The organism is Citrobacter freundii complex sp. CFNIH2, assembly GCF_002880615.1.
In the GTDB taxonomy this organism is placed as follows: domain Bacteria; phylum Pseudomonadota; class Gammaproteobacteria; order Enterobacterales; family Enterobacteriaceae; genus Citrobacter_A; species Citrobacter_A amalonaticus_F.
The window spans coordinates 3,636,736-3,652,665 of the sequence record NZ_CP025757.1; the positions used below are offsets into that span (position 1 = coordinate 3,636,736).

10 protein-coding genes and 1 pseudogene are annotated in these 15,930 nt (G+C 55.1%); 8 read left to right on the forward strand and 3 right to left on the reverse strand.

Annotated features, from left to right (window positions below; genetic code table 11):
- The first annotated feature begins 278 nt into the window (after positions 1 to 278).
- The 4 genes and pseudogenes from feoA (at position 279) to WM46_RS17890 (ending at position 4,256) form a co-directional block, all read left to right on the forward strand.
- On the forward strand, positions 279 to 506 hold the full coding sequence (gene feoA, locus WM46_RS17875) for a ferrous iron transporter A (RefSeq protein ID WP_012908346.1): 228 nt from the start codon (positions 279 to 281) through the stop codon (positions 504 to 506).
- A gap of 18 nt (positions 507 to 524) precedes the next feature.
- Positions 525 to 2,846: a Fe(2+) transporter permease subunit FeoB gene (gene feoB, locus WM46_RS17880; RefSeq protein ID WP_102602937.1), complete on the forward strand. Its 2,322-nt coding sequence runs from the start codon at positions 525 to 527 to the stop codon at positions 2,844 to 2,846.
- A gap of 9 nt (positions 2,847 to 2,855) precedes the next feature.
- Entirely contained in the window at positions 2,856 to 3,092 is a 237-nt protein-coding gene (feoC, locus tag WM46_RS17885) for a [Fe-S]-dependent transcriptional repressor FeoC (RefSeq protein ID WP_061076074.1), read from the forward strand.
- Between the two features lie 188 nt (positions 3,093 to 3,280).
- A pseudogene (locus WM46_RS17890) lies at positions 3,281 to 4,256 on the forward strand (Rpn family recombination-promoting nuclease/putative transposase).
- Between the two features lie 48 nt (positions 4,257 to 4,304).
- Here WM46_RS17890 and bioH read toward each other — a convergent pair.
- Positions 4,305 to 5,075 (reverse strand): pimeloyl-ACP methyl ester esterase BioH, encoded by a 771-nt coding sequence (bioH, locus tag WM46_RS17895; RefSeq protein WP_102602938.1) that lies wholly within the window; start codon positions 5,073 to 5,075, stop codon positions 4,305 to 4,307.
- Positions 5,076 to 5,112: 37 nt separating this feature from the next.
- On the opposite strand from bioH, the gene gntX reads away from it, so the two are divergent.
- The 3 genes from gntX (at position 5,113) to gntT (ending at position 8,070) form a co-directional block, all read left to right on the forward strand.
- Positions 5,113 to 5,796, forward strand: coding sequence for a DNA utilization protein GntX (gntX, locus tag WM46_RS17900; RefSeq protein ID WP_102602939.1), 684 nt, complete (start codon positions 5,113 to 5,115; stop codon positions 5,794 to 5,796).
- 58 nt (positions 5,797 to 5,854) lie between these two features.
- Positions 5,855 to 6,430, forward strand: a complete 576-nt coding sequence (gene nfuA, locus WM46_RS17905) for a Fe-S biogenesis protein NfuA (protein WP_042998432.1) — start codon at positions 5,855 to 5,857, stop codon at positions 6,428 to 6,430.
- 323 nt (positions 6,431 to 6,753) lie between these two features.
- Complete coding sequence (gene gntT / locus WM46_RS17910; protein WP_042998433.1) at positions 6,754 to 8,070, forward strand: gluconate transporter; 1,317 nt, start codon at positions 6,754 to 6,756, stop codon at positions 8,068 to 8,070.
- Between the two features lie 39 nt (positions 8,071 to 8,109).
- Here the strand turns inward: gntT and malQ are convergent, their stop codons facing one another.
- Together malQ and malP are read right to left on the reverse strand one after the other, a co-directional pair.
- Positions 8,110 to 10,197, reverse strand: coding sequence for a 4-alpha-glucanotransferase (gene malQ, locus WM46_RS17915; protein WP_102602940.1), 2,088 nt, complete (start codon positions 10,195 to 10,197; stop codon positions 8,110 to 8,112).
- 9 nt (positions 10,198 to 10,206) lie between these two features.
- Complete coding sequence (gene malP, locus WM46_RS17920; RefSeq protein ID WP_102602941.1) at positions 10,207 to 12,600, reverse strand: maltodextrin phosphorylase; 2,394 nt, start codon at positions 12,598 to 12,600, stop codon at positions 10,207 to 10,209.
- A gap of 599 nt (positions 12,601 to 13,199) precedes the next feature.
- On the opposite strand from malP, the gene malT reads away from it, so the two are divergent.
- Entirely contained in the window at positions 13,200 to 15,905 is a 2,706-nt protein-coding gene (gene malT / locus WM46_RS17925) for an HTH-type transcriptional regulator MalT (RefSeq protein ID WP_102602942.1), read from the forward strand.
- Positions 15,906 to 15,930: the final 25 nt, after the last annotated feature.

The window sequence follows — 15,930 nt, forward strand, 5'->3', positions numbered from 1 at the left end:
GATGAAACCTTAATTAAACATTAACAACGTTAATTTATTAAAAATTCAAATCATTTCACCTGCTGGTTATTATTTTTGAGCCATATCAAAAATGACGCAGATTATTATTCAAACCAACATTCCGTCACATTTAATCGGTTGAAGATAAAAACCATTCTCATTATCATTGTATTGTAGAATATTTAGTCTTTCCTTCGTTGGCTAATCATCTGGTCTCATGCCGCGCCCCTTTGCCCCATGAGGTAAACATCCAGTTAGCGAGAAATAAGTAGGCTCTTATGCAATTTACTCCAGATACTGCGTGGAAAATTACCGGTTTTGCCCGTGAAATAAGTCCTGCATACCGTCAGAAACTGCTTTCCCTCGGCATGCTCCCGGGTTCCTCATTTAACGTGGTGCGCGTCGCCCCCTTAGGCGATCCTGTTCATATTGAAACGCGTCGCGTTAGCCTGGTATTGCGTAAAAAAGACCTGGCATTATTAGAAGTGGAAGCGGTTTCCTGTTAATACAGTGAGTCAATAACGATGAAAAAATTAACCATTGGTTTAATTGGTAATCCAAATTCCGGCAAGACGACCCTATTTAACCAACTGACCGGTGCGCGCCAGCGCGTAGGCAACTGGGCCGGGGTCACCGTAGAACGTAAAGAGGGGCAATTCACGACCACGGATCATCAGGTCACGCTGGTCGATCTGCCCGGCACGTATTCGCTCACTACCATCTCTTCGCAAACCTCTCTGGATGAGCAGATTGCCTGCCACTATATTCTGAGCGGCGACGCCGACCTGTTAATTAACGTGGTAGATGCCTCAAATCTTGAGCGTAACCTCTATCTGACGCTGCAACTGCTTGAGCTGGGCATTCCGTGCATTGTCGCACTCAACATGCTCGACATTGCGGAAAAACAGAAAATCCGTATTGATATCGACGCCCTTTCAACCCGCCTTGGCTGCCCGGTCGTCCCGCTGGTTTCTACTCGTGGACGCGGTATCGAAGCGCTGAAGCTGGCGATTGACCGCCACAGCAAGAATGAAAACGTCGAACTGGTGCATTACGCCCAGCCGCTGCTGCGTGAGGCCGATAAACTGGCAAACGCAATGGCAAAAGAGATGCCGGTACAACAACGCCGCTGGCTCGGCCTGCAAATGCTGGAAGGGGATATCTACAGCCGGGCATACGCTGGTGACGCCGCTGCGCAGCTGGAGATTTCACTGGCGCATCTGAGCGACGAGATGGACGATCCGGCACTGCATATCGCCGATGCGCGTTACCAGTGCATTGCGGCGATCTGCGACGTGGTGAGCAACACCCTGACGGCAGAGCCCAGCCGCTTTACAACAGCGGTGGATAAAATCATCCTCAACCGTTTTCTCGGTCTGCCGATCTTCCTGTTTGTGATGTACCTGATGTTCCTGCTCGCCATTAACATTGGCGGCGCGCTGGCCCCGATTTTTGATGCTGGCTCTGTGGCGATCTTTATTCACGGTATCCAGTGGATCGGTTATACCCTTCACTTCCCGGACTGGCTAACCATCTTCCTCGCACAAGGGCTTGGCGGCGGGATTAACACCGTTCTGCCGCTGGTTCCGCAGATCGGCATGATGTACCTGTTCCTCTCGTTCCTCGAAGACTCCGGTTACATGGCGCGCGCAGCGTTTGTGATGGACCGTCTGATGCAGGCGCTGGGACTGCCGGGCAAATCATTCGTTCCTCTGATTGTCGGCTTTGGCTGCAACGTGCCGTCGGTGATGGGAGCCCGTACCCTGGATGCGCCACGCGAGCGTCTGATGACCATCATGATGGCACCGTTCATGTCCTGTGGGGCGCGACTGGCGATTTTCGCCGTGTTTGCTGCGGCTTTCTTCGGGCAGAACGGCGCGCTGGCGGTGTTCTCCCTGTATGTGCTGGGCATTGTGATGGCAGTACTGACCGGTCTGATGCTCAAACACACGATCATGCGTGGCGAAGCCTCTCCGTTTGTTATGGAGCTTCCGGTTTATCACGTCCCGCATATCAAGAGCCTGATCATCCAGACCTGGCAGCGGCTGAAAGGATTTGTGCTGCGCGCCGGTAAAGTGATCGTCATTGTCAGCATCTTCCTGAGCGCGTTTAACAGCTTTTCGCTCAGCGGCAAGATTGTCGATAACATCAACGATTCGGCGCTGGCCTCCGTCAGTCGCGTCATCACCCCCATCTTCAAACCGATTGGCGTTCACGAAGACAACTGGCAGGCAACGGTCGGGCTGTTCACGGGCGCGATGGCGAAAGAAGTAGTGGTTGGTACGCTCAACACGCTCTATACCGCAGAAAACATTCAGGATGAGGAATTTAATCCGGCTGAATTTCATCTTGGCGATGAGCTGCTGAGCGCGCTGGATGAAACCTGGCAGAGCCTGAAAGACACCTTCAGCCTGAGCGTACTGGCGAACCCTATTGAAGCCAGCAAAGGCGACGGAGAAATGGCGACCGGCGCAATGGGTGTCATGGATGCGAAATTTGGCAGCGCGGCGGCAGCTTACAGTTACCTGATTTTCGTCCTGCTGTACGTTCCGTGCATCTCGGTAATGGGGGCAATTGCCCGTGAATCGAGCCGCGGCTGGATGGGCTTCTCCATTATGTGGGGCCTGAACATTGCCTACTCGTTGTCAACCCTGTTCTACCAGGTTGCCAGCTACAGTGAGCATCCACGCTACAGTCTGGTCTGCATCCTGGCCGTGATCCTGTTTAACGTTGTGGTGCTGGGACTGCTGCGTCGGGCGCGTAGCCGGGTGGATGTCAATCTGCTGGCCACGCGGAAAAACGCCAGCGACTGCTGCGCCAGTACAACCACCGGCGATTGCCACTAAGGTGTCACGATGGCTTCGCTGATTCAGGTTCGCGATTTACTGGCCCTGCGGGGGCGCATGGAGGCCGCGCAAATTAGCCATACATTGCATACGCCGCAGCCGATGATCGACGCCATGCTCAATCAACTGGAAATGATGGGTAAAGCCATGCGAATTCAGGAAGAGCCTGACGGCTGTCTCTCCGGAAGCTGCAAAAGTTGCCCGGAAGGCAAAGCTTGCCTGCGTGAATGGTGGGCGTTACGCTAGGTTGATACCGGATGGTGGGATAAACGCCGCCATCCGGTATTTTGCGTGCCCGGTCCCACAACACTCAATCACTTTCTGCAAGGCCACGATTTCCTCCCGCCCTCTTCGCACCGTTAACAATAGGGAGATGCTTTCCCGCCTCCTGCCCGCTAGAGTCACGCCATCTTTTATTCCGGTGAGGGATCGCCATGAATACAGCCTCCAGCGCGACACCGCATGATGCAATTTTCAAAACATTTTTGAGCCACCCGGCAACCGCGCAGGATTTTCTTCAACTCCACCTTCCTGCCTCCTTACGTGCGCTTTGCGACCTGCAAACACTGAAACTGGAACCGACGAGTTTTATTGAGGAGGAGTTGCGTGCGTACTATTGCGATGTGCTGTGGTCACTGAAAACCCGCGAAGGAGAGGGGTATATCTACGTCGTCATTGAACATCAGAGCACCGCCGATCCGCATATGGCGTTCCGTCTCATGCGCTACGCGATTGCAGCAATGCAACGACATCTGGATGCCGGCCACCGGACACTCCCCCTGGTGATACCCATGCTGTTTTATCACGGTACGGTCAGCCCCTACCCTTTCTCGCTCTGCTGGCTGGACGAATTTGACGACCCGGAAGCCGCACGACGACTGTATGGCGCAGCATTGCCACTGGTGGATATTACCGTCGTTTCCGATGACGAGATTATGCAGCATCGTCGCATGGCACTCCTCGAACTGGTGCAAAAGCATATCCGCAAGCGGGATCTACTGGGGTTAGTGGAAAAACTGGCGACCCTGCTTATTACAGGACACGCTAATGACAACCAACTAAAAGCTCTGTTTAATTATCTGTTGCAGGCGGGCGACACCGATCGCTTTCGCGATTTTATTCATGGCATGGCCGACCGATTACCCAAGCACAAGGAGAGATTGATGACTATCGCCGAAAGATTACGTCAGGAAGGGCATCACCGTGGTCTTCAGGAGGGCCATGTCAGTGGATTACAGGAAGGACTGGAAAGGGGGATGGAAGAGGGGGATGGAAAAGGGTTTGCAGCAGGGTAAACGTGAGGAAGCACTGCGCATCGCGGCCAGCATGCTGGCTGACGGCATTGACCGCCAGACCATCCTCAGAATCACCGGGCTTACCGCCGATGACCTCATCACGCGAAACCATTAATCTCAGGCCCGGAAGGTTCTTTCCCCTTCCCGGGCGCTTCTTTTCGCGTTACAGCCTCTGCTTCAGCGCCACCAGCGCCTGACAAAACGCATCAGGATGCGAAATAAACGGGGCATGCGCCGCCCCGGCAAAGATCAGCGATTCGCTCTCTGGCCATAGTGCATCAAGCAGTGGCACCACCTTGCGGGGAACCAACCCATCCAGATAGCCGTACAAGCGCAGGAACGGCACCGTTAACGATGTCAGTGACTCGCGCAGATCAACCGTCCTGAGGATCTCCAGCCCGCCGTTAAGCACATCTACCGGCGGCATCGGCAGCGCCAGCACGGTTTTCTTCAGCGCGCGGGCATCCTGGCGTGCCGTTTCCGTCCCCATCGTTTGCAATGCCAGAAAGCGCTCCACCGTCCGCTGGAAGTCTTCGCTGAGCTGCTGCTGGAATCCCGCCAGAACATCTGGCTTAATCCCCGGCCATGCGTCACGTGCGCTGAAACAGGGTGATGACGCCACGGTTACCAGCGCCTGAACGCGTTCGGGATGGGTTAATGCCACCTGACTTGCTACCAGTCCGCCAAGACTCCAGCCGAGCCAGATAGCGTTCTCTGGCGCCTGTTGCAACACGCACTCCGCCATTTCCTCAAGTGCCATAGCCCCAAAACCCTGGCTGCGGCCAAAGCCCGGTAAATCGACCAGATGCAGCGTGAAATGCGAGCTCAGTTCCTCGCTAATGCAATGCCACACTTCGGCGTTAAGTCCCCATCCGTGCAGCAGCACAAGATGACAATTTCCCTCTCCACGGGTCTGCCACCAGATGTCATTCATCAGTTACTGTTCTCTTTTCGCCAACAAGGATGAACCTATGCTAACAGTACCGGGATTATGCTGGCTATGCCGAATGCCGCTGGCGCTGAGTCGTTGGGGGATCTGTTCTGTCTGCGAACGCGCTGCGCGTCGGCACGTATCGCTCTGTCCACGATGCGGACTCCCCTCCGCGCATCCCACAATGGCCTGCGGTCGCTGCCTGCAAAAACCGCCGCCCTGGCAGCGGCTGATTGCCGTCAGCGATTATGCCCCGCCGCTCAGCACGCTTATTCATCAACTTAAGTTTTCCCGGCGCAGCGACATCGCCCCCGCGCTGTCGCGCGTTTTGCTGCTGGAGGTGTTGCAGGCACATCGTCAGACCGGACTGACCCTGCCGGACAGGCTGATTAGCGTACCTCTCTGGCAGCGACGTCACTGGCGAAGAGGGTTTAATCAGAGCGATCTGTTATGCCAGTCGCTGTCCCGTTGGCTGCGCTGCCCCTGGGACAGTCGAAGCGTTACGCGCATTCGCCCTACCGCCACTCAGCACCATCTCAGCGCCAGATTGCGCAAGCATAACCTGAAAAATGCCTTTCGCCTTGAATTGCCGGTAAAGGGACTCCATATGGTTGTTGTGGATGATGTCATCACGACCGGGAGTACCGTCGCGGAGATCGCGCAGTTGCTTTTACGCAACGGCGCGGCGACTGTCCAGGTATGGTGCCTGTGTCGAACCTTGTAGAGCCTCGATGATGGGCGTATTATAACCAACTAAAATAGTCAACTATTAGGCCATTACTATGATTCGTATTTCCGATGCTGCACAAGCGCACTTTGCCAAACTGCTGGCAAATCAGGAAGAAGGGACACAAATCCGTGTATTTGTGATTAATCCCGGTACGCCTAACGCTGAGTGTGGCGTTTCTTATTGTCCGCCGGACGCCGTGGAAGCAACCGACACCGCCCTGAAATTTGACCTGCTGACCGCTTATGTTGATGAGCTGAGCGCGCCCTATCTGGAAGACGCTGAGATCGATTTCGTGACCGATCAACTGGGTTCCCAACTGACGCTGAAAGCGCCGAACGCGAAAATGCGTAAAGTGGCTGACGATGCGCCGCTGATGGAGCGTGTGGAGTATATGCTCCAGTCGCAAATCAACCCGCAGCTTGCCGGTCACGGTGGTCGTGTCTCTCTGATGGAGATCACCGACGAAGGCTACGCCATTCTGCAGTTTGGCGGCGGCTGTAACGGCTGTTCCATGGTCGACGTGACTCTGAAAGAAGGGATCGAGAAGCAGCTGCTGAACGAGTTTCCGGAACTGAAAGGCGTTCGCGACCTGACCGAACACCAGCGCGGCGAACACTCCTACTACTAAGTTCTCTGCTCGCGTAATGCCCGATGGCGCTAGCGCTTATCGGGCACACTGCCCCCTCTTTGCGTCTTCTGCAACATCCTCTTCGATAATTTGACCTGCCTCGCATAATTTAAATTTTGCCTGCCGGGGTGATTCTCAATCACCCCATGTTACCCGTATCATTCATATGGGCACCAAACACACACATCACATCCGACTAAACTAGATAGTTTTAAGGGTAATCCGTCGAGGTGCCGTTACGTCTCTGTTCCCGGTTGGGACAAACGTAGTTTGTCGTCAAAACGTTGACGTTACCCATAACAAATTGAAAGGCCAGGTAAATCATGCCATTAGTCATCGTTGCTATCGGTGTAATTTTGTTATTACTCCTGATGATCCGCTTCAAAATGAACGGCTTCATCGCCCTCGTCCTGGTGGCGCTTGCGGTTGGATTGATGCAAGGAATGCCGCTGGATAAAGTCATTGGTTCCATCAAAGCTGGCGTCGGCGGCACCCTGGGAAGTCTTGCCCTGATCATGGGCTTTGGCGCCATGCTCGGCAAAATGCTGGCAGACTGCGGGGGTGCGCAACGTATCGCCACCACGCTGATTGCGAAATTTGGTAAGAAACACATTCAGTGGGCCGTGGTATTAACCGGTTTCACCGTCGGTTTTGCTCTGTTCTATGAAGTGGGCTTTGTGCTGATGCTGCCGCTAGTGTTCACCATTGCCGCCGCGGCTAACATCCCGCTGCTGTATGTCGGTGTTCCAATGGCTGCGGCGCTCTCCGTAACGCACGGCTTCCTGCCGCCGCACCCGGGCCCGACCGCTATCGCCACCATTTTCCATGCCGACATGGGTAAAACCCTGCTGTTCGGTACGATTCTGGCAATCCCGACCGTCATTCTGGCGGGTCCGGTCTTCGCTCGCTGCCTGAAAGGCATTGATAAGCCGATCCCGGAAGGTCTGTACAGCGCAAAAACCTTCACGGAAGAAGAGATGCCGAGCTTTGGCGTCAGCGTCTGGACCTCACTGGTTCCGGTGGTGCTGATGGCGATGCGCGCCATTGCAGAGATGATCCTGCCCAAAGGCCATGCCTTCCTGCCTGTTGCCGAGTTCTTTGGTGATCCGGTGATGGCAACCCTGATTGCAGTACTGATCGCCCTGTTCACCTTCGGTCTGAACCGTGGCCGTTCAATGGATCAGATTAACGATACGCTGACCTCTTCCATCAAAATTATCGCGATGATGCTGTTGATCATCGGCGGTGGCGGTGCGTTCAAGCAGGTGTTGGTCGACAGCGGCGTGGACAAATACATTGCGTCCATGATGCACGAAACCAATATCTCTCCGCTGCTGATGGCATGGTCGATCGCCGCCGTTCTGCGTATCGCGCTGGGTTCTGCTACCGTTGCCGCTATTACGGCGGGTGGGATTGTCGCTCCGCTGATCGCGACCACCGGCGTCAGCCCTGAGCTGATGGTTATCGCCGTCGGTTCCGGTAGCGTCATCTTCTCTCACGTGAACGATCCGGGCTTCTGGCTGTTCAAAGAGTACTTTAACCTGACCATCGGCGAGACCATCAAGTCCTGGTCAATGCTGGAAACCATTATCTCTGTCTGCGGCCTGATTGGCTGTCTGCTACTGGGAACAGTGGTTTAACGCTAAAAAAGAACCCGCCAGCTGGCGGGTTCTTTATTTTCACGTCTTCTTCGCTGCCGCTTTTCGCCGCTTATCCAGATCCTTAATCAGCTTGTTCACCCTTTCATCGGCAAACATCGCTTCAAGGGTCGTGGAGAGCTTACGACGCCAGTTTTTATACTGTGAACTGGTCCCCGGAATGTTGACCGGTTCCGCCATATCCAGCCAGTCTTCCGGCTGTAATCCTAATAACGCACTGTTGCTGTCGGCGATATAACGCTGCATCGCGCGATTAAGCGTCGGCGTCATCGCCATCAGCGAGGCCTTATGCCCGGCACGTTTTGGCAGGCAACCGTACTTGTGCAGCGCATCTAATAGCCCCTGTTTCGCCCGTTCACGATCCTGATACAGTCCGCGCAGTACCACTTCATCAGGATACAGTCCCAGCGCTTTGCCGAGCGTCAGGTCGCCGCTGTCCCAATAGCCTTTGAGCGTAGGAAGATCATGCGTCGTCGCGACAGCCATTGATTGTTCCGGATACGCTTTCGGCGCACGGCAGTTTTTCTCATGGTCGTTCTCGAAATAGAGCACTTTGTAAGAGTACACGCCGCTGGTTCGCAGCTTGCCGACAATCTCCACCGGAACGGTCCCCAGGTCTTCACCAATCACCATGCAATGATGACGCTGACTTTCCAGCGCCAGAATCGACAACAGGTCATCGACCGGATAGTGAACATAGGCGCCGTGGTCGGCGGTTTCACCGTAGGGGATCCACCACAAACGCAGCATCGACATGACATGATCAATACGCAGCGCGCCGCAGTTTTGCATATTCGCCCGCAGGAGTTCGATAAACGGCTCGTAGGCGCGCGCCGTAATAATATGCGGATCCATCGGCGGCAGGCCCCAGTTCTGTCCAAGCGGGCCGAGGATATCCGGCGGCGCGCCAACAGAGGCTTTCAGGCAATACAGCTCGCGATCGCACCAGGTTTCCGACCCACCTTCCGCCACGCCCACCGCCAGATCGCGATACAGGCCAATTGGCATCGTAAAGCCCTGACTGGTCTCCCAGCAGGCGGCAAACTGGGTGTATGCCAGCCACTGCAGCCAGAGCCAGAAATCCACCTCATCACGATGTTCATGACAGAATGTTTTCACCGCGGGTGAATCGATCGACTGGTAAGCTTTTGGCCAGACCGGCCAACCCCAGCGCAGTTCGTCCTCTTTCACCTGATGGGCATGCAGCGCATCAAACGCCGCCTGCCAGTACAGACTATCGCCTTCCTGAGCCACGAACGCCCGGAACGCCGCCATCTGTTCATCGTCGCGCGCGGCAAATCCTTTCCACGCCATGCGCAGCGCCGTCATTTTCAGCGCGGTAACGGTGGTATAATCAACCCATTCTGCGTCGCGCGCCTGTTGCAGCGCCTTTTGCGTGGCGGGTTTCTGCCACCAGGCCTGCGCCTCTTTACTCAGGCGAAAATCATCTACCGCGTTCACGTCGATATAAATGACGTTCAGCCAGCGGCGCGAAGACGGGCTGTATGGGCTGGCGCTCTCCGGGTTTGCCGGATAGAGCGCGTGGATCGGGTTGAGGCCGATAAACGCGCCCCCACGTTTCGCCACATCCACCAGCATCGATTTCAGATCGCCAAAGTCACCAATCCCCCAGTTACGCGCTGAACGCAGCGTATACAGCTGCACGCAGGCGCCCCAGAGTTTCTGCCCATTCAGCAGCGCCTGCGGCTCGTAGCAGCGTTTTGGCGCCACGATGATGCGGCAATGGTGGCGCTGTTCATCCTGCGTCAGGGTCAACGTGTGATAACCCAGCGGCAGCTTTGTTGGCAGAGTAAAGGATTTTCCGCCAGTGGCGTGCCCCTTAAACTGCGCCCCCTCTTCGGTGGTCAACAGCCAGTTGAATTCACCGTGTCCCTCCACCGTCAGCGACATTTTTTTGCCTGCGGTGTAGACCATCACATTCGGCACCGCCGTGACCGCCACCTTTGCGGCGGCAGCGGTACGGTGCATAGCATCCAACAAACGTCGCTTGGTTTCGGCACCAATTGACTGCGGCTTGCCGTGGGCATTGATATAATCGGGACTGATCCCCGCCGCCAGCGCGGCATTATCCAGACGTTTGTTATCCATCGCGCTTCCTTAGCGTTTCGCCTGCCAGATTCGGGTCTGATAATCGCGAATGGAGCGATCCGAGCTGAACATGCCGCAGCGCGCGGAGTTCAGGATCGCCGCACGCGTCCAGGCCTCCTGGTCACGATACAACACATCCACCTGTTTCTGCGCCTCAACGTAGGCCGCAAAGTCCGCCATCACCAGATACGGATCGCCACCCTGTTTGCCTATGCTGTGCAGCATCTGATCAAAAGCATGCTTGTCGCCTGCGCTGAACTTCCCGCTCTCCAGCTCTTTCAGCACGGCATCGAGCACTTTATCCTTTTTGCGCCATTTCAGCGGATCGTAGCCTTTGGCTTTCAGCGCCTTCACCTGTTCCACGGTATGGCCAAAGATAAAGATATTCTCGTCACCCACTTTCTCGGCGATTTCCACGTTCGCGCCGTCCAGGGTACCGACCGTCAGTGCGCCGTTTAACGCCAGCTTCATGTTGCCGGTTCCGGAAGCCTCTTTCCCCGCCGTGGAGATCTGCTCGGAGATATCCGCCGCCGGAATCAGCATTTCTGCCGCTGACACGCAGTAATCCGGCAGGAACACCACTTTCAGCTTGTCGCCAACCTTCGGGTCGTTGTTGATGGTTTCCGCCACCTTGTTAATGGCAAAGATGATGTTTTTCGCCAGGTAGTAACCCGGTGCCGCCTTCGCGCCAAACAGGAACACGCGCGGTACGCGGTTTGCCTGCGGGTTTTCGCGAATCTCTTTATACAACGCCAGGATATGCAGCAGGTTCAGGTGCTGACGTTTGTATTCGTGCAGACGCTTAATCTGAATATCGAAAATCGCCTGCGGGTTAATCTCAATCCCGGTACGAACCTTCACAAACTCAGCCAGGCGCACCTTATTTGCCTGCTTGATATCACGCCAGGTCTTGCGGAATTTGGCATCGTCGGCGTACTTCTCAAGGTTGATCAACTGATCGAGATCGTTCGCCCACTCTTTCTTCAGCGTTTTATCAAACAATGCGGCCAGTTCCGGGTTGCACTGCTTGATCCAGCGACGCGGCGTGATGCCATTGGTCACGTTATGGAACTTGTTCGGCCACAGTTGGTGATATTCCGGGAACAGATCTTTCACCACCAGGTCGGAGTGCAGCGCGGCAACGCCGTTAACCGCAAAGCCACTGACCACACACATGTTCGCCATGCGCACCTGTTTGTCGTGAACCACCGCCAGCTTTGCCCAAACCTGCTTGTCGCCAGGCCAGGTTTTATCGACCAGCGTCTTAAAGCGATCGTTAATCTCTTTGATGATCTGCATATGACGCGGCAGTAGCGCTTTCACCAGCTTCTCATCCCAGCACTCCAGCGCTTCAGGCATCAGGGTATGGTTGGTATAGGCGAAGGTTTTACTGGTGATCGCCCAGGCGTCGTCCCAGCTCATCTGATGCTCGTCAAGCAGCACGCGCAGCAGTTCCGGAATCGCAATTGTCGGATGGGTATCGTTCAGTTGAATGACTTCGTAATTCGCCAGCTCATGCAGTTTGCGGCCAGCCAGATGATGACGACGCAGAATATCGGCCACTGAACAGGCACACTGGAAGTATTGCTGCATCAGACGCAGCTTCTTACCCGCCGTGTGGTTGTCGTTCGGGTAAAGCACTTTGGTCAGTTTATCGGCGTCAATCCCCTGCTGTTCTGCACGCAGGAAATCGCCGTCATTAAATTTGGTCAGGTTAAACGGATGAGCATGCGTGGCCTGCCACAGACGCAGCGGTTGCGCCACGCCGTTACGGTAGCCCAGCACCGGCAGATCCCACGCCTGCCCGGTAATCACAAAGCCGGGTTCCCAGTGACCGTCTTTTGTCACCTTACCGCCAATCCCCACCTGCACGTCAAGCTGCTCGTTATGACGGAACCACGGGTAGCTACCACGATGCCAGTCATCCGGCGCTTCCCTTTGCTGACCGTCGGCAAAGGACTGACGGAACAGACCGTACTGATAGTTCAGACCATAACCGGTGGCAGATTGCCCCACGGTCGCCATTGAGTCCAGGAGGCAGGCGGCAAGACGACCTAATCCGCCGTTGCCCAACGCCGGGTCGGTCTCTTCTTCCAGCAGATCGGTCAGATTGATGCTGTGCGCTTTCAGCGCATCACTCACTGCCTGATACCAGCCCAGGTTAAGCAGGTTATTCCCCGTCAGACGACCAATCAGGAACTCCATAGAGATGTAGTTCACATGGCGCTGATTTTTCGCCGGTTTCGCTACCGGTTGTGCACTGAGAAGTTCCGCCAGCGCGCCGCTGACGGCGTGCCACCATTGACGGGACGTCATTTCGTGAGCTGACAGTAAACCGAAACGCTGCCACTGACGTGTCAGGGCTGCCTGAAATTGCTCTTGATTGAAGGTAGGCTGTGACATAGGAATTCCGGGTCCTTTGATAAAAAACAACGTTATCGCTAGTTTGCCAGGCTCAATGTTGACCTTCCTCATCCCACTCTGGATTAGGCGGGGAGGAGTAGTGGGGATGAGCGTAAAAGTGTGATCGCCGCCACTTAAAGGTAGCGTACAGGATGAAGATTGGTGGCAAATTCACCACGCTGAAGACAAGGGTAGCGCTGGACAATGACAAAAATTCAGAAGGCACTCATCAGGTATATGTTAATTGAGAAACCGTTTCTAACCTGAAATATCAAAAGGCGGTCGGAATAATCGCATTGAAATTAAGTTTCTGTCACGTTAGAGGGCCACTTTCGCTAATAAAAGCAAAGATCATCGGGATAAAATGGTCATATTTCGCACTGTAGAATCCCCCCTCCAGACCAGTCAGTTTGCGCCTTGCGCGTGATTGAAAGCGGTTTCTGTCATAGTTATAAAGATTTGTGACAGAGTGCAAATTCAGAAACACAAAACGGCCTCTTAACTTGCAATAAGGTGCTTTCTGGCCGACCTTATATCTATTAATTACGAAGCGCAAAAAAAAATCGCAGTCCCCCATTTTCCACAGTGAAGTGTTAACTATGTTGATTCCGTCTAAACTAAGTCGTCCGGTTCGACTCGACCATACGGTGGTTCGTGAGCGCCTGTTGGCTAAACTTTCCGGCGCGAACAATTACAGACTGGCCCTGATCACAAGTCCTGCAGGTTATGGGAAGACGACGCTCATTTCACAATGGGCCGCCGGAAAAAGTGAACTCGGCTGGTACTCACTGGATGAAGGCGACAACCAGCAGGAGCGTTTTGCCAGCTATCTGATTGCCGCGGTACAGCAGGCCACCAACGGTCATTGCACCACCAGCGAAGTGATGGTGCAAAAACGGCAGTATGTCAGCCTGACCTCGCTTTTCGCGCAGCTCTTTATTGAACTGGCGGAGTGGCATCGCCCGCTGTATCTGGTCATCGACGATTACCATCTGATCACCAATCCGGTGATTCATGAGTCCATGCGCTTCTTCCTGCGTCACCAGCCTGAAAATCTCACGCTGGTGGTGCTGTCGCGTAACCTACCGCAGCTCGGAATTGCCAACCTGCGCGTGCGCGACCAGCTTCTGGAGATAGGCAGTCAGCAATTGGCCTTTAATCACCAGGAAGCCAAACAGTTTTTTGACCGCCGCTTGTCCTCCCCCATCGAAGCTGCCGAAAGCAGTCGGATGTGTGACGATGTGGCGGGCTGGGCGACCGCATTGCAGCTCATCGCCCTTTCTGCGCGGCAAAACAACCACTCTGCTCATCAGTCGGCTCGCCGTCTGGCGGGAATTAACGCCAGCCATCTCTCGGATTATCTGGTCGATGAAGTGCTGGACAGCGTCGACGTCAGCACCCGCCTCTTCCTGCTGAAAAGTGCGGTTTTACGTTCGATGAACGATGCGCTGATTGTGCGTGTGACCGGCGAAGAAAACGGTCAGATGCGACTGGAAGAGATCGAGCGGCAGGGACTTTTCCTGCAGCGGATGGATGATACTGGCGAGTGGTTCAGCTATCACCCGCTGTTTGGCAGCTTCCTGCGTCAGCGCTGTCAGTGGGAACTGGCGACCGAGTTACCCGATATCCATCGTGCCGCCGCAGAGAGCTGGATGGCACAGGGATTTCCCAGCGAAGCCATCCACCATGCACTGGCGGCGGGCGATGCGCATATGCTGCGCGATATTTTGCTTAACCACGCGTGGGGATTGTTCAACCACAGCGAACTGGCGCTACTGGAAGAGTCGTTAAAAGCGCTGCCGTGGGAAAGCCTGCTGGAGAACCCGCGTCTGGTGCTGTTGCAGGCCTGGCTGATGCAGAGCCAGCATCGCTACAGCGAAGTAAACACCCTGCTGGCCCGTGCTGAACAAGAGATTCAGGGCGTGATGGACAGCACGCTGCACGCCGAGTTTAACGCGCTCCGCGCTCAGGTGGCGATCAACGACGGGAATCCCGATGAAGCCGAACATCTGGCAAAACTGGCGCTGGATGAATTGCCCATTGCCTTGTATTACAGCCGTATTGTGGCGACCTCGGTACACGGCGAAGTGCTGCACTGTAAGGGCGATCTCTCTCGCTCCTTAACGCTGATGCAGCAGACCGAACAGATGGCGCGTCATCATGATGTCTGGCACTACGCGCTCTGGAGCTTGATCCAGCAGAGTGAAATCCTCTTTGCCCAGGGATTCTTGCAGGCCGCCTGGGAAACCCAGGAGAAAGCGTTTCAGTTGATTAAAGATCAGCATCTGGAACAGTTGCCCATGCATGAATTTCTGGTGCGCATTCGTGCCCAACTGCTATGGGCGTGGGCACGACTGGACGAATCAGAAGCTTCTGCACGTAGTGGTATCGAAGTACTCTCAGCCTTTCAGCCGCAGCAGCAGCTACAGTGCCTGGCGCTACTGGTACAGTGCTCGCTGGCCCGTGGCGATCTGGACAACGCCCGCAGCCATCTTAACCGCCTGGAAAATCTACTGGGCAACGGTCACTACCATAGCGACTGGATCTCAAACGCCGATAAAGTTCGGGTGATCTACTGGCAAATGGTCGGCGATAAAAAGTCGGCCGCCAACTGGCTGCGCCAGACGCCGAAACCGGAGTTTGCCAATAACCACTTCCTGCAAGGCCAGTGGCGTAATATCGCCAGAGCGCAAATTCTGCTGGGCGAATTTGAACCCGCTGAAATCGTACTCGAAGAGCTGAATGAAAATGCGCGCAGCCTGCGCCTGATGAGCGATCTGAACCGTAACCTGCTGCTGCTCAACCAACTTTACTGGCAGGCCGGGCGCAAAAATGACGCTCAGCGCGTGCTGCTTGATGCCCTGCAATTAGCCAACCGCACCGGATTCATCAGCCATTTCGTGATTGAAGGCGAGTCGATGGCGCAACAGCTACGCCAGCTTATTCAACTGAATACGCTGCCGGAACTGGACCAGCACCGCGCGCAGCGCATTCTGCGTGAGATCAACCAACATCACCGCCACAAGTACGCCCACTTTGACGAAGGTTTTGTAGAACGCCTGCTGAACCACCCGGAGGTCCCGGAGCTGATCCGCACCAGCCCGCTGACGCAGCGCGAATGGCAGGTGCTGGGGCTAATCTACTCCGGCTACAGCAACGAGCAAATCGCTGGCGAACTGGCGGTGGCGGCGACCACCATCAAGACGCATATCCGCAATTTGTATCAGAAACTGGGCGTGGCGCACCGTCAGGATGCGGTACAACACGCACAGCGGCTGCTGAAAATGATGGGTTATGGGGTGTAGCACGCCGGTCTTTCGCTGGCGTCAA